The organism is Micromonospora sp. CNZ303, from assembly GCF_004345505.1.
Genome location: NZ_SLVT01000002.1, coordinates 231837 through 255671, shown reverse-complemented (window position 1 = coordinate 255671; position 23835 = coordinate 231837). Strand labels below are relative to the sequence as shown.

Below are 23835 nucleotides of genomic sequence, written 5' to 3'. Positions count from 1 at the left end.
GCCGCGCCGGCCGGTGCCCCCTCAGGCGCTCCGCGCGCCACTGAGGCGCTCGGTGCGCGGAAAGGACGCCCAGATGTTCTTGGTGGTGCCCGTGGCGTACCAGCCGACGTCGAGGGAGAGGGCGCGGGCCAGCTCCAGGCCGCGTCCGCCGTCGCCGACGGGCCGGGCCTCGGCGAGCTGCGGCAGGGACCCCAGGTCGTGGTCGGCGACGTCGAGGATGAGGTAGTCGTCGGTCGCGAGCAGCCGGACGATGGTCGGCGGGATCCCGTGGCGCAGGGCGTTCGTCGCCAGCTCCGTGGCGATCAGCGCGACGAGCTCGGGGACCTCCGCCAGGGCCTCGCCCTCACCGAGCACGTCGCCGGTCAGTTCCTCGTGCAGGGACGCCCGCAGGGCGCGCAGGTCCACCGGCTCCTGCAACGTCCACCGCCGCAGCTCAACGGCCTGCGCCGGGGGTGGGGAACTGCTCAGCTGGCCCATGGTTCCGTTCTACCCGATCTCCGGCCGGCTCACTCCAGGGCTCATCGGTCGGCGCACCGGATCGTGGGTGCCCCGGGGCACACCAGGACGGCAGCGACGCACCCGCTCGGCGGCCATCCGTCCCCCCACCGCCAAGCCGTGCCGCTCCACCGCCGTCAGCCCGTACGCCCCGCAGGTCGGCGTGAAGCGGCACCGTCCCGGCCAGTGCGGCGACAGCCACCGGCGGTAGCCCCGGATCGCCGCCACCCCCGCCCGGTCCAGCACCGGCGCCCGGGTCGCCGCCGCCGTCGCCGCGCCGAGCGTCAGCAGGGTGGAGAACAGTCCCAGGTCGCAGCAGTCGCAGCAGCCGTCGGGGTTCTTCGACTTCGACATGTGCCGTTGCTGCCGGCGGTTCTCGCGGGCCGTCTCCCGGAGGCGTCTGAACATCACGGTCCGATCATCGGCCAACCCGACGACCGACGCGCCGTCGCCCCCGGAGCCGATCGGCCGGTGGGACCCGGACATCGATGTCGGCCCGGACGCGGTATCGACCGGGCGCGACCGGTACCGCCGGTGGCCGCATGCCGGGCGACGGTCGCGGGTAGTGCACAGGCAATGACCGAGAGGAGAACGCCGTGCCCAGCACCACGATGCCGATGCTCGAGACGTACCCGAAGTCGATCAACCTGGACCGGGCCAAGCTGGCCGCCGTCGTCGAGGCGCTCAACACCTGCGCCCAGGCGTGCACCGCCTGCGCCGACGCCTGCCTGAGCGAGGACATGGTCGCCGAGCTGACGAAGTGCGTACGGACGAACCTGGACTGCGCGGACATCTGCACGACGACCGCCCGGGTGCTGTCCCGGCACACCGGCTACGACGCCAACATCACCCGTACGCTGCTGGAGGCGTGCGCCACCGCCTGCAAGTCCTGCGGCGACGAGTGCGCCGGCCACGCGGGCATGCACGAGCACTGCCGGATTTGCGCCGAGGCCTGCCGCGCGTGTGAGCGGGCCTGCCGGGACCTGCTCGCCACCATGAGCTGACCGTCCCCGGAGACGGCACGGCGCCGGCATCCCGCGTGGGTGCCGGCGCCGTGCCGTCCGCGGCGACGGTCAGCGCAACCGGACCGGGCCGGCGTCGATCCGGACGCGGAACAGGGCGTACGGCTTGCGCCGGAGGTCCTGCCCGCGCTGGTACTTCGCCTGGCGGTGCAACTGGTTGGCGGTCACGTACAGGTGCCCGTCGCTGGCCACGGACATGGTGTCGGGCCACAGCAGCCGAGGGTCGTGCGCCACGGTCTCGTACCCGCCGTCGGGGAGGCGGCGCAGCACCGCGTCGTGCTCGTACCGGCTTCCCGGCGCCCACCGCCGCAAACCCCGTCCGTCTCCGCCGGGCCGATCCGCCGGTCGATACCCGGTGGGGGTATGTATGGTGGTCGTGAGGAGGCGCAGATGCTTCACGGGACGCACCACCACGACGGCCACCCGCCCCGCGCGACGGGTACCTCCGACACGCACGCCGGCCAGCACGCTCCGGGCGCGGGCGGGCACGCCGGGCACGACAAGCACGCCGGGCACGACCCGGAGCTGTTCCGCCGGAAGTTCTGGCTGAGCCTGGCGCTGACGGTGCCGATCGTGCTGACCAGCGACATGGTGATGGACTGGTTCGGCTACCGGCTGGAGTTCCCGGGCGTGGCCTGGGTCGGCCCGGTCCTCGGCACCGTCGTCTTCCTCTACGGCGGCTGGCCGTTCCTGGTCGGGGCCGTACGGGAGGTGCGCGACCGGGCGCCCGGCATGATGCTGCTCATCGCGATGGCCATCACCGTGGCGTACGTCGCCTCGGCGGCCACCGCGCTCGGCGTCTTCGACCTGGACTTCTGGTGGGAACTCGCCGCCCTGGTCACGATCATGCTGCTCGGGCACTGGCAGGAGATGAAGGCCATCGGGCAGGCGCAGGGTGCGCTGTCCGCCCTGGCGGCGCTGCTGCCCGACGACGCCGAGCGGGTGGCGGCGGACGGCGGGGTCGAGCGGGTGTCCGTGGCGGACCTGCGGGTCGACGACCTGGTGCTGGTCCGGCCCGGTGCGCGGGTGCCGGCCGACGGCCGGATCGTCGAGGGCGGCGCCGAGCTGGACGAGTCCATGGTGACCGGCGAGTCGCGGCCGGTCTCCCGGGGCGTCGGGGACCGGGTGGTCGCCGGCACGGTGGCCACCGACGCGGCGGTCCGGGTACGCGTCGAGGCGGTCGGCGAGGACACCGCGCTGGCCGGCATCCAGCGCCTGGTGGCCCAGGCCCAGCAGTCCAGCGGTCGCGCGCAGGTGCTCGCCGACCGGTTCGCCGCCTGGCTGTTCTACGTCGCGACCGTGGTGGCCCTGGCGACCCTGGTGACCTGGGCGGTGCTCGGCGACCTCGGTGCGGCCGTGGTGCGTACCGTCACCGTGCTGGTGATCGCCTGCCCGCACGCGCTGGGCCTGGCCATCCCGCTGGTGATCGCGCTGTCGACCGCCGTGGCGGCCAGGGGCGGGATCCTGGTCAAGGACCGGCTGGCGCTGGAGCGGATGCGCACGGTCGACGCGGTGCTGTTCGACAAGACCGGCACCCTGACCCGGGGCGAGCACGTGGTGTCGGGGGTGGCGGCCACGGGCGGCGGCAGCGAGGACGAGGTGCTCGCCCTGGCGGCGGCGGTGGAGGCGGACAGCGAGCATCCGCTGGCCCGGGCCATCGTGACCGCCGGGGCCGGGCGCGGCGTGGCCCGGCGGGCGACGGGGTTCCGCTCGTTGACCGGGCGCGGCGTCCGCGCCGAGGTCGACGGCACGGCGTACGCCGTCGGGGGTCCCGCCCTGCTGCGCGAGCTGGGCGCGCGGACGCCTGACGACCTGGCCGACCGGCAGGCGGAGTGGTCGCGCCGGGGCGCGGCGGTGCTGCAGTTGCTGCGCCTCGACGGCGACACGGCCACCGTTCTCGGCGCCCTGGCGCTGGAGGACCAGGTCCGCCCCGAGGCCCGCGAGGCGATCGCCGAGCTGCGGGAGCAGGGCGTCGGCAAGATCGTGATGATCACCGGTGACGCCCGGCCGGTCGCCGAGGCGGTCGCCGCCGACCTCGGTTTCCGTCCCGGCGTCGACGAGGTCTTCGCCGAGGTGCTGCCCGCCGACAAGGACGACGCCGTGGCCGACCTGCAACGGCGCGGGCTGCGGGTGGCGATGGTCGGCGACGGGGTGAACGACGCCCCCGCCCTGGCCCGGGCCGACGTGGGCATCGCCATCGGCGCCGGCACCGACGTGGCGATCGAGTCCGCCGGGGTGGTGCTCGCCTCGTCCGACCCGCGGGGCGTCACCGGCGTGATCCGGCTGTCCCGGGCGTCGTACCGCAAGATGCTCCAGAACCTGGGCTGGGCGGCCGGCTACAACGTCGTCGCCCTTCCGCTGGCGGCGGGCGTGCTGTCGTGGGCCGGGGTGACGCTCAGCCCGGCGGTCGGGGCGATTCTGATGTCCGCCTCGACGATCGTGGTGGCGCTCAACGCCCAACTGCTGCGCCGCGTGCGCCTGCGCCCTCGGGAGGAGTGAGCGGCGACTCCACCGACCAATCCGATTGTCTTGACAAGAAAATCTGTCGGTGGGACGCTGTGCCCATGTTCGACATCGCAGTGATCGAGGACCCGGCGGCGGCTGAGGCGTCGCTGGACCCGATGCGGGCCCGGCTGCTGGCCGCGCTCGCCGAGCCGGCCTCGGCGACGATGCTCGCCGCCCGCGTCGGCCTGCCCCGGCAGAAGGTCAACTACCACCTCCGGGCGCTGGAGCAGCACGGCCTGGTCGAGCTGGTGGAGGAGCGCCGCAAGGGCAACGTGACCGAGCGGGTCATGCGGGCCACCGCGGCGTCGTACGTGATCTCGCCCGCCGCCCTCGCCGCCGTCCGGCCCGACCCGGCGCAGTCGCCGGACCGGCTGTCGGCGCGGTGGCTGCTGGCGCTGGCCGCCCGCCTGGTGCAGGACGTCGGCGCGCTCGTCACCGGCGCGGAGCGGGCGAAGCGGCCGGTGGCGACGTTCGCCGTCGACGGCACCGTCCGGTTCGCCTCGGCGGCCGACCGGGCGGCCTTCGCCGAGGAACTGGCGGCCACCGTCACCGCCCTGGTCGGCAGGTACCACGACGAGAGCGCCCCCGGCGGGCGCGAACACCGGGTGGTGGTCGCCCTGCACCCCAGCGCCGACCCCGACGACAGAACCGCGAACGAGGAGCACTGACATGGGACACCACTTCGAGCTGCGCAAGGACGTCGAGCTGGCCGCCACGCCCGAGCAGGTGTGGGAGGCCATCGCCACCGGACCGGGCATCGACTCCTGGTTCATGGGCCGCACCGAGGTCGAGCCGGGCGAGGGCGGCCGGACCCGCCTGACGATGGCCGGCCACGTCGAGGAGTCGACGATCACCGCCTGGGAGCCCGGCAAGCGGCTCGCCGACCGCACCGAACCGGCCCCGGACGGCACGTTCATGGCCATGGAATACCTGATCGAGGGCCGCGAGCGGGGCAGCACGACCCTGCGGCTCGTCCAGAGCGGCGTCCTCGGGGACGACTGGGAGACCGAGTACGAGGCCATGGGGATCGGCTGGGACATGTACCTCGGGACGCTGGCCGCGTACCTCGCCCACTTCCCCGGCCGGACCGCGACCCCGGTCTCGGCCTTCCGTCCGGGCGTCGGCGGGGCGGACCGGGTGTGGCCGGCCGTGGCCGACGCCCTCGGCGTGGCCGGTCCGCTCGCCGAGGGGGAGCGCGTCCGGTTCACCGTCGCCGGGCTGCCGCCGATCGAGGGCGTCGTCGACCTGGCCGGCCTGCCGACCTACGTCGGTGTCCGCACCGCCGACGCGCTCTACCGGTTCCTGTACTCCGGTGCCGAGCGAGGCGACGCCCTGGTCCTCGGCCACCACGTCTTCGCCGGGCAGGACCCGGCCCCGGCCGAGCGGGCCTGGCAGGACTGGCTGGCCGCCCTGCCCGTCGGCTGACCCGACGACGAGAACGCCCGGCGGACCGGGCCCCGGCCCGGTACGCCCGGTGGACGGGGGCCGATCCGGACGCCCGGCAGGCTGTGCCCGGTGAAGGCCGGACCGGCCCCGCCGGGCGTCCGGGTGTGGCCGGGCGTGCGGACGAGCCGCTGGAGCCGCCCGCCGCCGGTGCCGGTGCGCCTCGATTACGAGATCACCCTGCTGGGCCGTACCCTGCTTCCGAGCCGACAGGCGATCGAGAACTGCGTCGAGAGGCGCATCGAGCAGGTCCGTCGCGCCCGCGCCGCGGACGACCGCGGCGACGCCGGCTGACCGTCGCGCTCCGACGTGGACGGGGTGTGGCCTGGGCAACATGGCCGCCCGGCGCTTGTTGCATAGGCTTGGCAATTGCGGAATGCTGGCGTTAGTGGCCGGCTGCCCCGGTGCGCGGCGATCCAGATCATGGCCGGGGCGTCGCCCGCTCGTGACCGTGGACCGCTGCGGGCACGTCGGCCAAGATCAGGACGCCGGCCCGGGCGCGACACCGGGCAGTCGTGCGACGAACTGACCCGGGAGCATGTGATGGGTACGCCTGTGTCCAAGCGCGTGGCGGCGGTGGCCGTCGCCGGTGTCCTCGCCGTGGCCGGCTGTTCCTCGCCGACGACCACCTCGACGGGCGCGGCCGGCGCCGACACGCTCGTCGTGGCGACGGCGGGCGAGCCGGACGCGTTGAACCCGGTGCTGAACTACGGCGTCGACGGCGGCTCCCTGATCTTCGACGGGCTGGTCGCCCGCGACGCCCGCAACCAACTCGTGCCGGCGTTGGCGCGCGAGCTGCCGACCGTCTCGCCCGACGGCAGGACCGTCACCGTGAAGCTGCGTGACGGCGTGCTGTTCCACGACGGCAGCCCGTTCACCGCGCAGGACGTGGTCTTCACCTACCAGGCGGTGCTGGATCCGAAGGTCGACTCCACGCTCCGCTCCGACCTGGACATGCTCGCCTCGGTCAGCGCGCCCGACCCGTCGACCGTGGTGTTCACGCTGAAGTACGCCTACGCGCCCTTCGCGCAGCGGCTGGCCCTCGGGATCGTGCCGGCCAAGGCGCTGACCGGGCAGGACATCAACAAGGCCGAGTTCAACCGCAAGCCGGTGGGCACCGGCCCGTACCGCGTGACGTCGTGGACCCCGGGTGACCGGCTCGTGCTCGCGGCCAACGAGAGCTACTGGGGCGGCAGGCCCGCCAACGGCGGCGTGGTGGTGGCGTTCGTCGCCGACGACAACGTACGCGCGCAGCGGATGCGGGCGGGGGAGTTCGACGCGGCGGAGCTGGCGCCGAAGCTGACCACCGGCTTCGACGGGCAGGGCGGCTACCGGGTGGAACGGGTGCCCACCGCCGACTACCGGGGCGTGATGCTGCCGATGGGCAACCCGGTCACCGCCGACCTCGCGGTGCGGCGGGCACTGAACGCGGCGGTGGACCGCGCGGCGATGGTCACCGGGCTGCTCGGCGGGGCGGGCGAGCCCGCGTTCGGGCCGGTCCCGCCGACGTCGGAGTTCGCCGAGCCGTCGATCGTGGGCAGGCCCGCCGCCGACCCGGCCGCCGCGACCGCCGCCCTCGACGCCGCCGGCTGGAAGCCGGGCCCGGACGGGATCCGTGCCAAGGACGGCCGGCAGGCGGCGTTCGCGCTGATGTACCCGGCCACGGACAGCCTCCGCAAGGAACTCGCCCTCGCGGTGACCGCCGACGCGAAGAAGGTCGGCATCAAGATCACCCCCGAGGGGCTGACCTGGGACGCGATCACCCCACGGATGGGCAGCGACGCGCTCGTGATGGGCTACGGCACCCCGTACGACCCGGACTTCGTCTCCTACAAGCTGTTCGGCTCCGCCTTCGCCGGCCAGGGCTTCTTCAACCCCGGCTCCTACCGGTCGCCCGTGGTGGACAAGGCGTTGCAGGACGGCCGCGCCAACGCCGACCCGGCCGCCCGCAAGGCCGCGTACGCCACGTTCCAGAAGCAGCTCGCCACCGACATGCCGTGGGTGTTCCTCACCTACCTCCAGCACACCTACGTGGTGAAGGACGCGGTCGCCGGGGTGACCCCCCGGGTGGAGCCGCACGAGCACGACGTCGCCAACAGCCTCTGGTGGAACATCCACACCTGGACGCGGAAGTCGTGACGACGCCCGCCCCGGCAGCGAAGACCCCCGCCCCGACCGCCGCGCCGCCCCCGGCGAGGACCACCGCCCGACGCCGGCCGCGGCGGCTGGCGGGAGCCGGCAAGGTGGTCCGCCGGCGGCTGCTGGTGGCCGTGCCGATCCTCGCCGCCACCAGCGTCGGCATGTTCGCCCTCGGCGCGGCCTCGCCCATCGACCCCGCCCAGCAGTACGCGGGCGCGGCGGCGTTCACCGCCACCGAGGAGAACCTGGCGCAGATCCGCGCCAACTGGGGCGTCGACGACCCGCTGCCGGTGCAGTACCTGCGCTGGGTCGGCAACCTGCTCCAGGGCGACCTGGGCTGGTCCACCAGCCGGCACGAACCGGTCACCTCCGTGCTCGCCGCCCGCGCCGGCTGGACCCTGCTGCTCGTCGGCGCCGCCCTCGCCCTCGTCCTCGTGGCGAGCCTGCTGCTGGGCACGCTGGCCGCGTACCGGCGGGGCGGCTGGTTCGACCGGGCGCTGCGCGCCACCGCGTACGCCGTGCAGTCGATGCCGGTGTTCTGGATCGGGCTGGCCGCGATCGCCCTGTTCGCCCTCACTCTCGGGTGGCTGCCGGCGGGCGGGCTCACCGACATCACCGCCACCGGCACCGACCCCGCCGACGTGGCCCGGCACCTGATCCTGCCGGTGGGCGTGCTGGCGATCGCCCAGACGCCGTGGTTCGTGCTGTTCATCCGGGACGCCGTCGCCGACAGCCTCCGCGACGACCACGTCCTCGCCGCCCGGGCCCGGGGCCTGCCCGGCCGCACCGTCCTGTTCGGCCACGCCCTGCGTACCGCCCTGCTGCCGTTCCTCACCCTCGTCGGTACCCACCTGCCGGAGCTGATCGGCGGGGCCGTCCTGGTGGAGACCGTGTTCTCCCTGCCCGGCCTCGGCGCGGTGACCGTACAGGCCGCGCTGGGCAGCGACTTCCCGCTGCTGGCCGCCACGACCCTGGCCACCACCGTCGTGGTGCTGGCCGCGAACCTGGGCACCGACCTCGCCTACGCCGCCGCCGATCCCCGGGTACGCCTCGATGACTGACGTCGCCCTGCCCGCCCGGATCCGGCGGCCGAAGCCGCGTACGGGCCGAATGGGTGCCGCCCTTGCCTGGGCCGTGCTCGTCGGCGCGGGCCTGGCCTGCCTCCTCGCCCCCGTCCTCTGGCCGCTCGACGAGAGCGCGGTGGACCTGGCCCGTACCCGGCTCGCGCCCTCCTGGGCGGACCCGGCCGGCACCGACGACCTGGGCCGCGACGTGGCCCACCGCAGCCTCTACGGCCTGCGGGTCTCGCTGCTCGTCGGCGCGGTCGCCGCGCTCGTCGCCACCGTGATCGGCGGCCTCGTCGGCGCGGTGGCCGGCACCCTCGGCGGCTGGGTCGACCGCGTGCTCATGCGGGTGGTCGACACCATCGCGGCGCTGCCGCACCTGCTGCTGGGCATCTTCATCGTCGCGATGCTGCGCCCGAGCCTGGGCGCGGTGATCCTGTCGATCGGGCTGACGCACTGGCTCTCCACCGCCCGCATCGTCCGGTCGGAGCTGCTCAGCCTGCGCACCCGGCCGTTCATCGACGCCGCGATCTCCGGCGGCGCGAGCCGCGCCCGGGTGATCACCCGGCACCTGCTCCCGCACGTGCTGCCCCGGTTGGCGCTGGCCACCACGCTGATGGTGCCGCACGCCGTCTGGCACGAGACCGCGCTGTCCTTTCTCGGCCTGGGCCTGCCCCCGCACCTGGCCTCGATCGGCAACATGATCAACGACGGGCAGCGGTCCCTGCTCACCGGCGCCTGGTGGGCCAGCATCGTGCCCGGCCTGCTCCTCGTCGTCGTCACGCTGGCCCTGGCCGCCCTCACCGGCCGGTGGCGCGACCGCCTCGACCCGCGCGTACGAGCGGAGCTGCACCTGTGACCACCACCCGCGAGCCCACCGCCGCCCCGGCCGACACCGCCCTCAGCGCCGCCACGGGCGACGCCGCCGCCCCCGCCGGTACCGCCGCCGAGGGTCGGCCGGGCCTGTTGGAGGTCGACGGGCTGACCGTCCGCTTCCAGCTCCGCGACGCCGTCGTGCAGGCCGTCACCGACCTGCACCTGACCGTCCACCCGGGCGAACTCCTGGCGGTGGTCGGGGAGTCCGGCTGCGGCAAGTCGGTGCTCGCGCACGCCCTGCTCGGCCTGCTCCCCGGTAACGCCACCGTCACGGGTCACGCCCGCCTGCGCCCGCCCACCGGGGCGCAGGTCGACCTCGTGAACTCCTCCGAGCGACACCTCGCCCGCGCCGTACGCGGCCGCGCGGTCGGGCTGGTCCCGCAGAGCCCCGCCACCGCCCTGAATCCCGTACGGACGGGCCGGCGGCTGCTGGAGGAGACCCTGCGCGCCCACGGGCGCACCCGGCGCGAGGCGCCCGCGGCGGCCGAGCGGGTCGCCGACGACGTCGGGCTCGACCCCGCCGACCTCGACCGCTACCCCCACGAGCTCTCCGGCGGCATGGCCCAACGCCTGGCCACCGCCCTCGCCCTCGCCCCCGACCCGCCGCTGCTGCTCGCCGACGAACCCACGACGGGCCTCGACCGGCCCCTGGTCGACCACACCCTCGACCTGCTGCGCCGCCGCTGCGACGCCGGCGGCGCCGTCCTGCTCATCACCCACGACCTGGCCGCCGCCCGCCGGGTCGCCGACACGGTCGCCGTCATGTACGCGAGCCGGATCGTGGAACGGCGACCGACGGCCGAACTCTTCGCGGCACCCGCCCACCCCTACACCGCCGGCCTGCTCGACGCCCTGCCCGAGCGGGCCTTCCGGCCGGTCCCCGGCCATCCGCCGATGCTCACCGACCTGCCTCCCGGCTGCGCCTTCGCCCCGCGCTGCGACCGCGCCACCGACGTCTGCCGCACCCCGCCTGCGCCCTCGGCGGGCGCCCCGGCCCGGATCGCCTGTCACCACCCGCTGACCCTCGGAGCGCCGGCATGACCAGCACCGCCGGAGCGCCGGCATGACCAGCACCGCCGACACGACCGACACCGCCGGCATGACCAGTACCGCCGGCATGACCAGTACCGCCGGCATGACCACTACCGCGCTCGCCGCCCACGAGATCGGGGTCTCCTACGGTGGCCGGCGCGTCCTCGACGGCGTCGACCTGCGCGTCGCCCCCGGCGAGACGGTCGGCCTGCGGGGGCCCTCGGGCAGCGGAAAGTCCACCCTCGCCCGGGTGCTGGCCCTGCTGCACGCCCCCGAGGCCGGGCACGTCACCCTCGACGGCCACCGGATCGCGGGCGCCCGGCACCGGCTGCCCGCCGCCGTCCGTACCCGCGTCGCGATCCTGTTCCAGAGCCCCCGTGCCGCCACCGACCCCCGGCTGGGCCTCGCCGACATCATCGCCGAACCGCTGCGCGCCACCGGCACGCCCGAGGCGATGGCGCGGGCCCGCGCGGCGGAGCTGGCCGACCTCGTCGGCCTCACGCCCGACCTGCTCGCCCGCCGCCCCCACGCCGTCAGCGACGGGCAGCTGCAACGCGCCTGCCTCGCCCGCGCGCTCGTGCACCGGCCGGACTACCTGCTCTGCGACGAGGCCACCGCCATGCTCGACGCCTCCACCCAGGCGCACCTCGCGGCCGTCATCACCGACTACCAGCGGGAGCACGCCGCCGGGGTCCTGCTCATCACCCACGACCCGGCGCTGATGGCCCGCTGGGCCACCCGGGTGGTCGACCTGCCGCCCCCGCCACAGCCCTGACCGGCCCGCCTTCCCCGGGCCGCGCGCCGACGTCTACGGGGTACGGGCCGACGTCGCGGCGGAACCACCGGACTCGGTGGCGTCGGCGCGGCCGGCGGCGGCCAGGAACGAGTTGTAGCGGGCCAGGTCGTCCGGCTCGCCGGTGGCCTCGGCGCGGGCGGCGGCCCGGTCGAGGCGGGCCTGCTCCCGCCGGTCGGCGCGGATCCACTGGCGGACCAGCACGACCAGCACGATCGCGGCGGGGATCTCCCCGAACGCCCAGGCGATGCCCGCGCCCAGCCGCTGGTCCTCCAGCAGCGACGACGCCCAGTCGGGGTGGACGGCGACGTACCAGTCCGGGGCGATGAGGCTGGTGGTCTGCATCAGCACGAGGCCGAAGAAGCCGTGCGCCATCATCGCCGCGAGGTGGATGATCACCAGGATGGGGTGGGGGAGCCTCGGCCGGCCCGGGTCGACCCCGATGAGCACCCAGAACAGCAGGTACCCGGCGACCACGAAGTGCGTGAGCATGGCCAGGTGGCCGAGGTGGGAGCGCATCAGCGTACCGAGCAGGTCGCTGAGGTAGAGACCGAAGAGGCTGCCGGCGTAGATGCCCAGTGCGACCAGGGGATGGGTGAGCAGCCTCGCGGGCCGGCTGTGCAGCGCCAGCAGCAGCCACTCCCGGGCACCACGGACCTGCGGGTCGGCGGGGCGACGCAGGGCGCGCAGCGCGAGGGTGACCGGGGCGCCCCCGACGAGCAGGATCGGCACCAGCATCGACAGCACCATGTGCTGCACCATGTGGGCACTGAACAGCACGTACACGTAGCGGGCCACGCCCAGGTTGGTGACGGCGGCCAGCAGCAGCAGACCGGCCGACCAGCTCGCGGTCCGGGCCAGCGGCCAGCGGTGCCCGGCCCGGTGCAGCCGCCACACCCCGGCCAGGTAGCCGCCGATGCCGAGGACGGTGAGGGTCAGGAAGAACATGTCCGGCAGCGGCTGGCCCACCAGGCGTTCCGGGGTCGGCGCGGCGGGCATCGGGAAGCCGAGCAGCTCGGTGATCGGATCGGCGTCGAGCGGGTCCTGCGTCACCGGGGTGGGGCTGCGGGACAACGCCACCGCCAGCCCGACGGTGGCGGCGAACACGACCACCTCGCCGGCGGCCAGCCGGGCGAACGCGCCGCGTCGGCCCGCGCGCAGGGCCGGCAGGGTCCGCGAACGGTGCACGGCGCCCAGGGTGCCCAGGACCGCCAGGGCGACGAGCTTGCCGAGGACCAGCCAGCCGTACCGGGACTGCCAGAGCTGGGCCACGTCGCCGAGGCGTACGGCCGCGTTGGCCGATCCGCTCACCGCGACGGCCACGAAGCAGCCCAGGGCGAGGCGGCCGTACCGGTGGGCGGCGTCGGCGAGCTGCCGGCTGCGGCGGACCATCAGCAGCGCCACCAGCCCGCCGACCCAGAGGGCGGCGGCCAGCACGTGCAGGGCGAGGCTGGACACCGCGATCTGGTGGTTGCCCGCCCCGGCGGCGTGCCCGGTGAACGCCGGCGGCAGCACCCCGACCAGCGCTACCAACGCCGTCACGGCGGCGAGGCCGCGCGACACGCCCGCCCGGGCCAGCACGGCCACCGCCAGCGCCAGCCCCGCCTGGAGCAGCAGCGCCTGCCCCTGCGAGATCGAGGTGGCGAAGCTGACCACGGTGGGGGCGCCGAGCCCGTCCACGGGGACGCCGAGCAGGTCCGAGACCGTCAGCACGATCAACGTCACCGCGGCCACCGCCCAGCCCGCCGCCGCCGTGCCCGCACGCCGCAGCAGCAGCCAGCCGTACGCCGAGACGCTCCGCCCGTCGCCGGGCAGCAGGAAGGCCGCCGTCACCAGCATCCCGACCGTCAGGGTGGCGAGGCCGTCGGAGAGCAGCCGGACCACGGGCAGCGCCCACGCCGTGACCGGCCCCGGGTCCGGCAGCCCGGGGATCGCGACCGCGAGCGCGTCGCCGGCCCGCAGGCCGAGCAGGAGTACGGCCACCGCCGACGCCACGGCCGCGACGGGTACGAGCCATCCGCCACGCCCCCGGGAGCCGGGACGGACGCCGGCGCCGGGCGGGCCCGCGACCGGCCCGGCGGCACCGGCCGGCGTCGTCGCCACGGAGTCGGCGCCCCGGGCGGGCTGGGCGGGGCGTGAGGTGGTGTCTGGCACGTCGGTGTCCCTTGGGTTCGGGGAGGGCGGCGGTTCGCGTCCGGGGGCGGCCCTGGGCGCGGCGCCGGAGGGGTCGGGGTCGGGGTGCTGCCGGTCAGCGGGTCTCGCGGCGCCGGCGCAGCAGCAGCGCGGTCCCGCCGAGGACGGCCACCAGGACCCCGACGACCAGCAGCACGCCGCCCGTCCCGAGGCCACCGGAGCCGGTCGCGGCGGCGGGGTCGACCGACCCGGCGGCCGACCCGGCGGCCGGCGGGGCGGCGGCAGCGGTCGGCGACCCGGCGGCGGAGGACGGGGCCGCGGCAGCGGTCGGCGCGGCGGCGGCAGACGCGGCGGCGGCAGACGCGGCGGCGGCCGGCGGATCGGTGACCGCCCCCGCCGCAGTGCTCGCCCCGCCGGCGGTGTCGCCGCCGGCGGCGACGGTGAACCGGTACGACCCCTGCACCGGATGCCCGTCGGCGGAGACGATCCGGTAGGCGACGGTGTAGGTGCCCTCGCCCAGCGTCTCGTCGACGGTCACCGTGCCCTTCGTCCCGTCGACGGTGGGCCCACCGGTGGGGATCTTCCGCCGGGCGGCGTCGGTCAGCGCGATGGTGGTGAAGGTCGGGTCGAGCCGCTGCGCGAACTCCAGCGTGACCCGCGTCGGCGGCGTCGTCAGGCGCTCGCCGTCGGCGGGGCTGGCGGCCCGCAGCGTGTTGTGCGCGGCGGCGGGGGCGGCCGGTACGAGCAGCAGCGCGGCGGCGGCCAGCGCGGCGGTGACGAGGGCCGCGGCGGTCGGGCGGCGGGACGGGGTGTGCATGTCTGGCGCTTCTCCTGGTTGGTGGTGGTCAGCCGGGCGGCTGGGGAGCGGTCAGGCCGCGCGGCGGTCGGAGACGCGGGCGGAGCCGGGATACGGCGACGGGAGCAGCCGCAGCCCCGGCGCCTCCGTGGGCTCGTCGGCGGGCAGGCTCCAGCGGGGTTCGTCCGGGCGGCTGCGCCGCGCCGGGCCGTCGGGGCGCAGCCCCGGGCGGGACAGGGCGACGACGATGACGTAGCCCGCGAGCAGGAAGCCGTGGCTGACCAGCCGGGCGGTGTCCACCCACCCGGTCAGCAGGTCGTTGACCGACAGCAGCGCGAGCATGCCGACGAAGGCGCTCAACATCGGCACCAGCCCGGTCGGCGGGGTGCGCCGGGCGGCGACGAAGAGGAAGCCCGCGCCCACGGCGACGTTCCACGCCGCCGACTCGTGCCACAGGTGCCCCGACATCAGCCCGCCGGCCGCCGCGTGCGCGTGGGCGTGGGCGCTCGCCGTGCCGCGTCCGATCTGCGCCAGGCCCAGCACGAGTTGCAGCGCCCCGACCAGGCCCAGGACCGCCCGCAGGGTGAGCACGACCCGCTCCCGTCGGCGGCGCGGAGCCGGGGCGGGCAGCGCGCCGAGGATGACGTCGGTGCGGTCGTCACCGGCGACGGCGACCGACAGCCGCGCCCGGCGGGTCACCGCCGTGGCCCGGTCGTACCACGTCCGGCAGCCGGCGCAGCCGGCCAGGTGGGCCGCCACGGCTGTCCGCTCGGCGGCGGTCTCCTCCCCGTCCAACTGCGCCGACAGCACCTCACGCCACTGCTCACACCCCATGTACCGGTAGTCGTCCCGGACCCGTCGTTGGTTCCCGCGCAGTTTCGTGGGCCGCCGTCTTCCCGCAGGTCAGCGCGGGCGGGTGGGTCAGCCGGTGGCGTCGCCGCCCCGGCCCGCGCCCGGCTCCGACCAGCCGTGGGCGGCGGCGACCAGATCCTCCCGGGCCCGGGCCACCCGGGAGCGGATGGTGCCCACCGGGCAGCCGCACACCTCTGCGGCCTCGGCGTAGGACAGGCCCAGCACCTGGGTGGCGACGAACGCCTCCCGCCGGTCCCTCGGCAACGCCGCGATGAGGCGTTCGAGCACGACCTGCCGGTCGAAACCGCTGCGCGCCAGGTCGGGGACGTCGTACCCGTCGGGCATCGGCACCGTGCGCGGCCGTGACGTGACGGCACGGACGTGGTCCGCCGCGACCCGGCGGGCGATGGCGAGCAGCCACGTCCGCGTCGAGGAGCGTCCGGCGTACGACGGCAGCGACCGCATCGCCCGCAGGAAGGTCTCCTGGGTCAGGTCGTCCGCCTCGCGGGGCGTGACCAGTGCGGCGAGGAAGCGGCGGACCTGCTGCTGCGTCGCCCGGACGAAGCAGGCGGCGGCCGTCGGGTCACCCCGGCCGGCGGCCAGCGCCCACGCGGTCAGTTCCGCGTCGTCGGCCATCCGGCACCTCCGTGTCGGGCCACCGGAGGGCGGGTGCCCGACGGTGATCACGACGGGTCGTAGTAGTGACTGGCCGGTAGCGTACCGCAAGCGGCCCGATGGCGGCCCGCCCCGACGCCCGCCTCCGGGTGCCACCGCGCCCGTCGCCGGGGGCCGCTGTCTAGCATGGACGGCCCCGCCCGACCGTCGAAGCAGGCAGCCCATGACCGGTACGGTTTTCGAGAACGCCCGGATCCACACCCTCGACCCCGCCCGCCCGCACGCCGAGGCGATGCTGGTGCGCGGCGAGCGCATCGTCGCCGTCGGGGACCTCGACGAGTGCCGCGACCGCGCCGGCGCCGGCGCGCGCCGGGTCGACCTCGGCGGGATGACGGTGCTGCCCGGCCTGATCGACAGCCACCTGCACTCGGCGCTCTATGTGCGCGGCCTGGAGCAGGTGGACCTGCGCGGCACCACCAGCCTCGACGAGGCGCTGGCGCGGATCGCCCGGCACGCCGCCACCCTGCCGCCCGACGCCTGGCTCTTCGGCGGGCGCTGGGACAGCCACAAGTGGGACCGGCCGGTGCAGCCGACCCGGGCCGACCTGGACCGCGTCTGCCCGGACCGGCCCGCCGTGCTGCCCACCATCGACGGGCACACCACCTGGGTCAACACCGCCGCCCTCCGGCGGCTCGGCATCGACGCCGGCACCCCCGATCCGATCGGCGGGCAGATCGTCCGCGACGAACGCGGCGAGCCGACCGGCATCCTGCGCGAGGCGGCCGGCGACGGGGCGTACGACGTCATGCGCACCTCGCTCAGCGGTGACCTGGTCGCGCAACTGCGTACCCACCTGCCCCGGCTGCTCTCCGTCGGCCTGACCAGCATCCACGACATCGACGGGCAGGACTGCCGGGCCGCCTACGAGACCCTGTACGCCCGGGGCGAGCTGCCGCTGCGGGTGCACAAGTCGATCCCGTCGACCGCGCTGGACGAGGTGATCGACCTGGGCTGGGCGACCGGCGACGGGGACCGCTGGCTGAGCACCGGCCCGGTCAAGATCTTCACCGACGGGGCGCTCGGCTCGCACACCTGCCTGATGACCGAGCCGTACGACGGCGAGCCCGACAACCACGGCATCGCCGTCACCCCGGCGGAGGAGTTCGAGCGGCTGGTGGCGAAGGCGGCCAGGGCCGGTATCGCCGTCGCGGCGCACGCCATCGGCGACGCGGCGAACGGGATGGTGCTGCGGGCGTACGCCAACTGGCAGGAGTCGGCGCGCACCAACCCGACGGCGGTACGGCGGCTGCGGCACCGGATCGAGCACACCCAGCACCTGCGCCCGGCCGACGTGCCGCTGCTGGCCCGGCTGGGCGTGACCGCTTCGATGCAGCCCACCCACTGCACCAGCGACATCCCCCTGACCAGCCGGATGCTCGCCGGCCGGAACCTCGCCTCGTACGCCTGGCGCAGCCTGCTGGACGCCGGCGCGACGGTGGCCTTCGGCTCGGACGCCCCGGTGGAGGACCCGGATCCGTTCTTCGGCATCCACGCCGCCGTGACCCGGCAGCAGCCCGACGGCACCCCGCCCGGCGGCGTGGACCCGCACGAGCGGGTCGATCTCGACACGGCGCTGCGCTGCTTCACCGAGGCGGGCGCGTACGCCTCCTACGAGGAGCACCTGAAGGGGCGGCTGACCCCGGGCATGCTCGCGGACTTCATCGCGCTGCCCACCGACCCGTACCGGGTCGAGCCGGCGGCCCTGCGCGACCTCACGGTGGCGCTCACGGTGGTCGGCGGGGTCGTGCGCTGGCAGCGCTGACCGGGTCCGCCGCCGACCGGGGCCTGCCGTTTCCCGCAGGTCGGGGCGGTGGTCAGGCGGGTCGCTCGGGCGGCAGGTCGACCACCAGTGCCGGGCCGGTCCGGCGGCTGCCGCCGGGGCGTCGGGTCAGCGCGACCACGGCGTCCGCGGCACGCGGGGACCGCAGGGCCTCCCCGGTCGGCCGGTGCGGCCCGGCGCCGCCGGCGGCCGGGGCGACAGCCAGTCGCCGGGTGCCGGCGGGCGCCTCCGCCACGCTCGTCGCCGCCCCGGTCAGGCCGAGCGGGCCGGCGTCGGGCAGGTCCGCGGGACGGGTCCCGTCCGCGGCCTGCGCCGTGGCGTCCGGGCCGCCGCAGCGCAGCAGGGTGACGCGCCCCTCGGGGGAGACCTCCACCAGGGTGGCGGCGAGGTAGCCGCCCGGGGCGATGCCCCGCACGAGGCCGTCGAGGGCCCCGGCGATCCGTGGCAGCGATCCGCCGCCGCGCAGGGCCTCGTCGCGGAAGGCCGACTCCAGCGCCCGGGTGTGCTCCGGGCGGGCCAGGGTGGCGCCGTGCGCCACGCCGAGGAGGACGCGCAGGCCACCCCGGCGCAGCGGTACCGCCGCCGCGACCTCCCCGGGGGCGCGGCAGGCGGCCAGCGCGGCGCGTCCGGTGGCGGCGGGCATGGTGAACACGGCGACGTCGCGGGGCGCGGGCACGCGGGCGACGGCCCGCTCCTCGCGGCGTCGCCTGGTCCAGGCCAGCAGCGGTACGGCGGCGAGGCTCGCCACGGAGGCGCCGAGCGCCCACGGGTCGGCGCGGTGCCCGGGTACGACGGGAACGACCACGGACGCCGCCAGCAGGACGGCCGCCCAGGCGGAGATCAGCGCCGCCACCCGGGGGCGGGTGGACACGCCGAGCAGCCCCGGAAGCAGCACCCAGCCGAGCGGCGTGCTCACCTCGGCCACACCCATCACGAGGGCGTTGCCCGTGGCCCCGGCGAGAGCCGTCCGGGTCGACACCAGCATCCCGCTCCGCATCGCTCCATCCATCCGTCGCCCTCGATCTCCGGTCGCCGTCGCGTCGCGCCCGGGTGCGGGTCGTCGCCCTGCTCGCCTGGTCGCCAACGGTATCCGCAAGGTGGGCGATCGCCTCCTGATCATGATAGGCAGGAGGGGCGCGGGCGACGAGGCCGCCGCATCGGCCCCCGTGGACCTCCCGACGGGAGGCCGACGGCCGGTCGTCCGCGCCGCCGGCGGGCACGGGCACGCCGGCGGTGCCGTATCGCCGATATGCAGATTCGCTCCTTACCGGTTAGGGTTGGCTAACCGGTTGTCGAACTCTGGGGAGGGTATGTGCTGGTTCTGGTGGCGGTCCACGCACTCGCAGCCGTGATCGCCCCGGGACTGATACGTATCTGGGGCCGAAAAGGTCTCTACCTGGTGGCCCTGGCCCCCGCGGCGACCCTGGTCTGGGCGCTGACCCGCACCGGGACGGTCCGCTCCGGCACCCCGGTCGTCGAGACGGTCACCTGGGTTCCCCAGCTCGGCCTGGAGATCGCCCTGCGGATGGGCACCCTGGCCTGGCTGATGGTGGTGCTCGTCGGTGGGGTCGGGGCGCTGGTGCTCGCCTACAGCGCCCGCTACTTCCGCTCCGACGACCCGGGCCTGGGCCGCTTCGCGGCCGTCTTCGTCGCCTTCGCCGGGGCGATGCTCGGCCTGGTGGTCTCCGACGACCTGCTGCTGCTCTACGTGTTCTGGGAGCTGACGACCGTCCTCTCCTACCTGCTGATCGGCAGCGACCCCACCAAGCGGGCCAGCCGGCGCGCGGCCATGCAGGCGCTGCTGGTGACCACCCTGGGCGGCCTGGCGATGCTCGCCGGGTTCGTCATGCTCGGCCAGCACGCCGGCACGTACCGCTGGTCGCAGATCGCCACCGATCTGCCCGGCGGCGGCTACCTGGCCGTGGCCCTGGTGCTGATCCTGCTCGGCGCGCTGAGCAAGTCGGCGATCTTCCCCTTCAGCTTCTGGCTGCCCGGCGCGATGGCCGCGCCCACCCCGGTCAGCGCCTACCTGCACGCGGCGGCGATGGTCAAGGCGGGTGTGTTCCTCGTCGCGCTCATGGGGCCGGCCGTGGTCGGGGTCGCACCGTGGCGGCCGATCCTGCTGGCCGGCGGGCTGATCACGTTGTTCCTCGGCGGCTGGGCGGCGCTGCGGCAGGTCGACCTGAAGCTGCTGCTGGCCTACGGCACGGTCAGCCAGCTCGGCCTGCTGATGGTGGTCCTCGGCGCCGGCACCCGCGACACCGCGCTGGCCGGCGCGGCGATGGTGCTGGCCCACGCGCTGTTCAAGTCCACCCTGTTCCTCGTCGTCGGGGTCGTCGACCACGTAGCCGGCACCCGTGACCTGCGCGAACTCAGCGGCCTCGGGCGGCGGGCGCCGGCGCTCGCGGTGGTGGCGGGCCTCGCGGCTGCCTCCATGGCCGGCCTCCCGCCGCTGGCCGGATTCGTCGCCAAGGAGGCGGCGGTCGAGGCGTTCCTGCACGGCGGCACCGCCGACCTGGTGGTGCTCGCCGGCGTGGTGCTCGGCTCGGCGCTGACCGTGGCGTACACGCTGCGTTTCGTCTGGGGCGCGTTCGCGACCAAAGGCGACGTGCCCGCCACCGAGGCCCGGCCGGTCGGGTGGTCCTTCCTCGCGCCGGCCGTCGTGCTCGCCGCCGCCGGCCTGGCGGTGGGGCTCTTCGCGCCCGCCGTCGACAAGGTCCTCGCGCCGTACGCGGACCTGTACGAGAGTGCCGAGCCCGGCTACCACCTCGCGCTGTGGCACGGGCCGACCCTGGCGCTGGGCCTGTCGGCGCTGGCGGTCGCCGGCGGCGTGGGGCTGTTCCTCCTGCGGCACCGGGGGCGGCTGGGCACGTCGGTCCGACTGCCCTTCGACGGGGCCGCGGTCTACGACCGGCTCATCGGCGGGGTGGACCGGCTTGCGGTGGAGCTGACCGGCGCCACCCAGCGCGGCTCCCTCCCCTTCTACCTCGGCGTCATCCTGCTGGTGATGATCACCTTGCCGGGTGGGGCGCTGCTGGCCGGGATGCCCTGGCCGCAGCGGTTCCAACTGTGGGACACCCCGTTGCAGGCCGTCGCCGCCGCAGTGGTGATCGTGGCCGCCGTGGCCGCCGCCCGCGCCCGGCGCCGACTGACCGCGATGATCCTCGTCGGCGTCGCCGGCTACGGCACCGCGCTGCTGTTCATCCTGCACGGCGCCCCGGACCTGGCCCTGACCCAGTTCCTGGTGGAGACCGTCACGATCGTCATGTTCGTGCTGGTCCTGCGCCACCTCCCCGCCAAGTTCTCCGAGCGGCCCATCCGGTCCAGCCGGCGCGGTCGCATCGCGCTCGGCGTCGCCGTGGGCGTGGTCACCGCCGGCATGGCGTACGTCGCGGCGGGAGCGCGGATCGCCACCCCGATCTCCGTCGACTTCCCCGACGAGGCCGTCTCCTACGGCGGCGGCAAGAACATCGTCAACGTGACCCTGGTCGACATCCGGGCCTGGGACACCATGGGCGAGATCGCCGTGCTGGTGGTGGCCGCCACCGGCGTGGCCAGCCTCATCTTCCGCCACTCCCGGGACCTCGACCTGCGCAGGGGCATCCCCGGCGTCGGCCGCACCGAGTCGGCGCGGCCCCGCTGGCTCACCACCGGCGCCACCACCCGCCAGCAGTCGGTCATCCTCCAGGTCGTCACCCGGCTGCTGTTCCACGCCATCGTGCTCTTCTCGATATACCTGCTCTTCTCCGGGCACAACGCCCCCGGCGGCGGCTTCGCCGCCGGACTGGTGGCCGGGCTCGCGCTGGCCGTGCGCTACCTGGCGGGCGGTCGCACGGAACTCAACGGGGCCGCCCCGGTCGACGCCGGCGCGGTGCTCGGCGCCGGGCTGTTCGTCGCGGTCGGCACGGGCGTCGCCGCGATGCTGCTGGGCGGGGAGTTCCTCCAGAGCGCCCTGCTGGACCTGCACCTGCCGGTCTTCGGCCACGTCCACTTCGTCACGTCGGTCTTCTTCGACGTCGGCGTCTACCTCATCGTGGTCGGCCTGGTCCTCGACATCCTGCGCAGCCTGGGCGCGGAGATGGACCGGCAGCAGGAGACCGACCAACGCGAGACCGAACAGGCCGACGACCGGACGAAGGAGCTGGTGTGAACCCGAACCTGACCTACGTCCTCGTGGTCGGCGTCCTCTTCGCCGCCGGGGTGACGCTGCTGTTGGAGCGCAGCCTGACGCGGGTGCTGATGGGCGTCATCCTGCTCGGCAACGGCGCCAACCTCCTGCTGCTCACCGGCGGCAAGGCCGGCGGGCCGCCGATCGTCGGCACCACCGCCGAGGGGGACATGAGCGACCCGCTGCCCCAGGCGATGGTGCTGACCGCGATCGTCATCACCCTCGGCATGACCGCGTTCCTGCTCGCCCTGGCGTACCGCAGCTGGCACCTCAACGGGCACGACGAGGTGCAGGACGACGTCGAGGACCGCCGCATCATGGAGCTGGCCGACCGGGACGAGGGACCGGGCACCGCCGACAACGGCGACGGTGACGGCGACGGCGACGGTGACGGCGACGGCGACGGTGACGTCGCCCTGGCCACCGTGCCCGCCGACAACGCCACGGCGAGCCCGGCCGGGGACGCGGGGAGGGGCCGATGACCTGGCTCGTACCCCTGCCGGTGGTGATGCCGCTGCTCGGCGCGGCCCTGACGCTGCTGCTCGTCGGCCGGCCCCGCGCCCAGCGCTGGGTCAGCCTCACGGTCCTCGCCGCCACCGTCGCCGTGGCGGCCACGCTGCTGGTCCGCTCCTCCGTGGGCGGGCCGCTGGTCGTCGAGGTCGGCGGCTGGGTGGCGCCGCTGGGCATCGTCCTGGTCGCCGACCAGCTCGCCGCGCTGATGCTCGTCGTCTCCGCCGCCGTGACCCTCTGCGTGCTCGTCTACTCGATCGGGCAGGGCACGGCCGACGGCAACGAGGAGACGCCGCTGTCGGTCTACCACCCGACCTACCTCGTGCTGACCGCCGGCGTGTGCAACGCGTTCCTCTCCGGCGACCTGTTCAACCTCTACGTCGGCTTCGAGATCCTGCTGGTCGCCAGCTACGTGCTGCTGACCCTGGGCAGCACGGAGACCCGGATCCGGGCCGGCACCACGTACGTCGTGGTCAGCCTCCTCTCGTCGCTGATCTTCCTGGTCGCGATCGGTCTGGTCTACGCGGCGACCGGCACCCTCAACCTGGCCCAGCTCGTCGACCGGCTCGACGCGCTGCCGGACGACATCCGGCTGGTGCTGCAGGGCATGCTGCTGCTCGCCTTCGGCATCAAGGCGGCCGTGTTCCCGCTGTCGGCCTGGCTGCCGGACAGCTACCCGACCGCCCCGGCCCCGGTCACCGCGGTCTTCGCCGGCCTGCTCACCAAGGTCGGCGTGTACGCGATCATCCGCACCGAGACGCTGCTGTTCCCCGGCGGGCGCACCGCCGACCTGCTGCTGGTGGTGGCGGCGCTGACGATGGTGGTGGGCATCCTCGGCGCGGTCGCCCAGTCCGACGTCAAACGGCTGCTGTCGTTCACCCTCATCAGCCACATCGGCTACATGCTCTTCGGCGTCGGCCTGAGCACCTCCCTCGGGCTGTCCGCGGCGATCTTCTACGTGGTGCACCACATCACCATCCAGACCACGCTGTTCCTCGCCGCCGGCCTCGTCGAACGCCGCGGCGGGAGCACCGCCCTGGACCGGCTCGGCGGGCTGGCCCGACTCTCGCCGCTGCTGGCCGTGCTGTTCTTCCTGCCCGCGCTCAACCTCGCCGGCATTCCACCGTTCTCCGGCTTCCTCGGCAAGCTCGGCCTCGTCCAGGCCGGCGTGGACGACGGTGGCCCGCTGGCCTGGACGCTCGTCGTCGGCGGGCTGCTCACCAGCCTGCTCACCCTCTACGCCATCGCCCGCGTGTGGAACCTGGCCTTCTGGCGCGCCCCGCACCCGGACATGCCCGCCGCCGGCGACACCGCCCCGGCCGCCCGCACCGAGGGCGCCGAGCAGCCGCACCGGGAAGCGGACCCCGAGGCGTCGGGCGCCGTGCTGCCCCGGCTGATGATCGGGTCGACCGCCGCCCTGGTGGTGCTCGGCCTGGCGCTGACCGTGGTGGCCGGGCCGCTGTTCGACATCAGCACCGACGCGGCCGACGACCTGCTGCGCCGGACCCCGTACGTCGAGGCCGTGTTTCCGGACGGTGCCCCGTGACCAGTG

At 75.2% G+C, this 23835-nt stretch carries 22 protein-coding genes; 14 read left to right on the top strand and 8 right to left on the bottom strand.

The features are described 5' to 3' along the window. Positions 1-21 precede the first annotated feature (21 nt). Together EV374_RS04460 and yidD are read right to left on the bottom strand one after the other, a co-directional pair. Positions 22-477 (bottom strand): ATP-binding protein, encoded by a 456-nt coding sequence (locus tag EV374_RS04460; protein WP_132231804.1) that lies wholly within the window; start codon positions 475-477, stop codon positions 22-24. A 9-nt stretch (positions 478-486) separates the two neighbouring features. Continuing rightward, positions 487-903, bottom strand: coding sequence for a membrane protein insertion efficiency factor YidD (gene yidD, locus EV374_RS04455; protein ID WP_132232408.1), 417 nt, complete (start codon positions 901-903; stop codon positions 487-489). Positions 904-1091: 188 nt separating this feature from the next. Here yidD and EV374_RS04450 point away from each other — a divergent pair, with 188 nt between their 5' ends. Beyond that, positions 1092-1499 (top strand): four-helix bundle copper-binding protein, encoded by a 408-nt coding sequence (locus EV374_RS04450; RefSeq protein WP_225852248.1) that lies wholly within the window; start codon positions 1092-1094, stop codon positions 1497-1499. Positions 1500-1568: 69 nt separating this feature from the next. On the opposite strand, the gene EV374_RS04445 is transcribed toward EV374_RS04450, so the two are convergent. Then, the gene (locus EV374_RS04445) at positions 1569-1829 is read right to left on the bottom strand and encodes a hypothetical protein (RefSeq protein WP_486485580.1); all 261 of its coding nucleotides are present in this window, start codon (positions 1827-1829) and stop codon (positions 1569-1571) included. Between the two features lie 78 nt (positions 1830-1907). Here EV374_RS04445 and EV374_RS04440 point away from each other — a divergent pair, with 78 nt between their 5' ends. The 9 genes from EV374_RS04440 (at position 1908) to EV374_RS04400 (ending at position 11351) form a co-directional block, all read left to right on the top strand. After that, on the top strand, positions 1908-4016 hold the full coding sequence (locus EV374_RS04440; protein ID WP_132231802.1) for a copper-translocating P-type ATPase: 2109 nt from the start codon (positions 1908-1910) through the stop codon (positions 4014-4016). Positions 4017-4081: 65 nt separating this feature from the next. Further along, entirely contained in the window at positions 4082-4690 is a 609-nt protein-coding gene (locus tag EV374_RS04435) for a winged helix-turn-helix domain-containing protein (protein ID WP_207913883.1), read from the top strand. A 1-nt stretch (position 4691) separates the two neighbouring features. Further along, positions 4692-5447: an SRPBCC family protein gene (locus tag EV374_RS04430; protein ID WP_132231800.1), complete on the top strand. Its 756-nt coding sequence runs from the start codon at positions 4692-4694 to the stop codon at positions 5445-5447. Between the two features lie 90 nt (positions 5448-5537). After that, positions 5538-5759 (top strand): hypothetical protein, encoded by a 222-nt coding sequence (locus EV374_RS04425; RefSeq protein WP_132231798.1) that lies wholly within the window; start codon positions 5538-5540, stop codon positions 5757-5759. Between the two features lie 249 nt (positions 5760-6008). Next, positions 6009-7604: an ABC transporter substrate-binding protein gene (locus tag EV374_RS04420; RefSeq protein ID WP_132231796.1), complete on the top strand. Its 1596-nt coding sequence runs from the start codon at positions 6009-6011 to the stop codon at positions 7602-7604. Next, positions 7601-8665, top strand: a complete 1065-nt coding sequence (locus tag EV374_RS04415; RefSeq protein ID WP_486485579.1) for an ABC transporter permease — start codon at positions 7601-7603, stop codon at positions 8663-8665. Before EV374_RS04420 ends, EV374_RS04415 begins: the two co-directional genes overlap by 4 nt. Beyond that, entirely contained in the window at positions 8658-9527 is an 870-nt protein-coding gene (locus tag EV374_RS04410) for an ABC transporter permease (RefSeq protein ID WP_132231794.1), read from the top strand. Before EV374_RS04415 ends, EV374_RS04410 begins: the two co-directional genes overlap by 8 nt. Then, complete coding sequence (locus EV374_RS04405; protein WP_486485578.1) at positions 9524-10585, top strand: ABC transporter ATP-binding protein; 1062 nt, start codon at positions 9524-9526, stop codon at positions 10583-10585. Before EV374_RS04410 ends, EV374_RS04405 begins: the two co-directional genes overlap by 4 nt. Before the next feature lie 22 nt (positions 10586-10607). Beyond that, positions 10608-11351, top strand: coding sequence for an ABC transporter ATP-binding protein (locus EV374_RS04400; protein ID WP_486485577.1), 744 nt, complete (start codon positions 10608-10610; stop codon positions 11349-11351). Between the two features lie 33 nt (positions 11352-11384). Here the strand turns inward: EV374_RS04400 and EV374_RS04395 are convergent, their stop codons facing one another. From EV374_RS04395 to EV374_RS04380, 4 genes are all read right to left on the bottom strand, one after another. Beyond that, complete coding sequence (locus tag EV374_RS04395) at positions 11385-13523, bottom strand: bifunctional copper resistance protein CopD/cytochrome c oxidase assembly protein (RefSeq protein ID WP_486485576.1); 2139 nt, start codon at positions 13521-13523, stop codon at positions 11385-11387. 94 nt (positions 13524-13617) lie between these two features. Beyond that, the gene (locus tag EV374_RS04390) at positions 13618-14319 is read right to left on the bottom strand and encodes a copper resistance CopC family protein (protein WP_132231792.1); all 702 of its coding nucleotides are present in this window, start codon (positions 14317-14319) and stop codon (positions 13618-13620) included. Between the two features lie 51 nt (positions 14320-14370). Further along, a complete protein-coding gene (locus tag EV374_RS04385) occupies positions 14371-15132 on the bottom strand; it encodes a zf-HC2 domain-containing protein (protein ID WP_132231790.1) in 762 nt (253 codons plus the stop codon). Positions 15133-15219: 87 nt separating this feature from the next. Beyond that, the gene (locus tag EV374_RS04380) at positions 15220-15786 is read right to left on the bottom strand and encodes a sigma-70 family RNA polymerase sigma factor (protein ID WP_132231788.1); all 567 of its coding nucleotides are present in this window, start codon (positions 15784-15786) and stop codon (positions 15220-15222) included. Between the two features lie 202 nt (positions 15787-15988). Here EV374_RS04380 and EV374_RS04375 point away from each other — a divergent pair, with 202 nt between their 5' ends. Next, the gene (locus EV374_RS04375; RefSeq protein WP_132231786.1) at positions 15989-17587 is read left to right on the top strand and encodes an amidohydrolase; all 1599 of its coding nucleotides are present in this window, start codon (positions 15989-15991) and stop codon (positions 17585-17587) included. 52 nt (positions 17588-17639) lie between these two features. Here EV374_RS04375 and EV374_RS04370 read toward each other — a convergent pair whose 3' ends face one another. Continuing rightward, positions 17640-18602, bottom strand: a complete 963-nt coding sequence (locus tag EV374_RS04370) for a hypothetical protein (protein WP_486485575.1) — start codon at positions 18600-18602, stop codon at positions 17640-17642. Positions 18603-18917: 315 nt separating this feature from the next. Here EV374_RS04370 and EV374_RS04365 point away from each other — a divergent pair, with 315 nt between their 5' ends. The 3 genes from EV374_RS04365 to EV374_RS04355 are packed head-to-tail and all read left to right on the top strand — an operon-like array spanning position 18918 to position 23829. Beyond that, on the top strand, positions 18918-21755 hold the full coding sequence (locus EV374_RS04365) for a Na+/H+ antiporter subunit A (protein ID WP_132231784.1): 2838 nt from the start codon (positions 18918-18920) through the stop codon (positions 21753-21755). Then, the gene (locus tag EV374_RS04360) at positions 21752-22255 is read left to right on the top strand and encodes an NADH-ubiquinone oxidoreductase chain 4L (protein ID WP_486485574.1); all 504 of its coding nucleotides are present in this window, start codon (positions 21752-21754) and stop codon (positions 22253-22255) included. The genes EV374_RS04365 and EV374_RS04360 overlap by 4 nt, the downstream gene beginning before the upstream one ends. Continuing rightward, positions 22252-23829, top strand: a complete 1578-nt coding sequence (locus tag EV374_RS04355; RefSeq protein WP_132231782.1) for a Na+/H+ antiporter subunit D — start codon at positions 22252-22254, stop codon at positions 23827-23829. Before EV374_RS04360 ends, EV374_RS04355 begins: the two co-directional genes overlap by 4 nt. Positions 23830-23835: the final 6 nt, after the last annotated feature.

Bases quoted from the DNA above. Each gene is read 5' to 3' on its own strand.
- EV374_RS04355 (WP_132231782.1), top strand. From the start codon at position 22,252: ATGACCTGGCTCGTACCCCTGCCGGTGGTGATGCCGCTGCTCGGCGCG.
- EV374_RS04400 (WP_486485577.1), top strand. From the start codon at position 10,608: ATGACCAGCACCGCCGACACGACCGACACCGCCGGCATGACCAGTACC.
- yidD (WP_132232408.1), bottom strand. From the start codon at position 903: ATGTTCAGACGCCTCCGGGAGACGGCCCGCGAGAACCGCCGGCAGCAA.
- EV374_RS04420 (WP_132231796.1), top strand. From the start codon at position 6,009: ATGGGTACGCCTGTGTCCAAGCGCGTGGCGGCGGTGGCCGTCGCCGGT.
- EV374_RS04435 (WP_207913883.1), top strand. From the start codon at position 4,082: ATGTTCGACATCGCAGTGATCGAGGACCCGGCGGCGGCTGAGGCGTCG.
- EV374_RS04410 (WP_132231794.1), top strand. From the start codon at position 8,658: ATGACTGACGTCGCCCTGCCCGCCCGGATCCGGCGGCCGAAGCCGCGT.
- EV374_RS04390 (WP_132231792.1), bottom strand. From the start codon at position 14,319: ATGCACACCCCGTCCCGCCGCCCGACCGCCGCGGCCCTCGTCACCGCC.
- EV374_RS04385 (WP_132231790.1), bottom strand. From the start codon at position 15,132: ATGGGGTGTGAGCAGTGGCGTGAGGTGCTGTCGGCGCAGTTGGACGGG.
- EV374_RS04460 (WP_132231804.1), bottom strand. From the start codon at position 477: ATGGGCCAGCTGAGCAGTTCCCCACCCCCGGCGCAGGCCGTTGAGCTG.
- EV374_RS04430 (WP_132231800.1), top strand. From the start codon at position 4,692: ATGGGACACCACTTCGAGCTGCGCAAGGACGTCGAGCTGGCCGCCACG.
- EV374_RS04440 (WP_132231802.1), top strand. From the start codon at position 1,908: ATGCTTCACGGGACGCACCACCACGACGGCCACCCGCCCCGCGCGACG.
- EV374_RS04380 (WP_132231788.1), bottom strand. From the start codon at position 15,786: ATGGCCGACGACGCGGAACTGACCGCGTGGGCGCTGGCCGCCGGCCGG.
- EV374_RS04370 (WP_486485575.1), bottom strand. From the start codon at position 18,602: ATGCGGAGCGGGATGCTGGTGTCGACCCGGACGGCTCTCGCCGGGGCC.
- EV374_RS04375 (WP_132231786.1), top strand. From the start codon at position 15,989: ATGACCGGTACGGTTTTCGAGAACGCCCGGATCCACACCCTCGACCCC.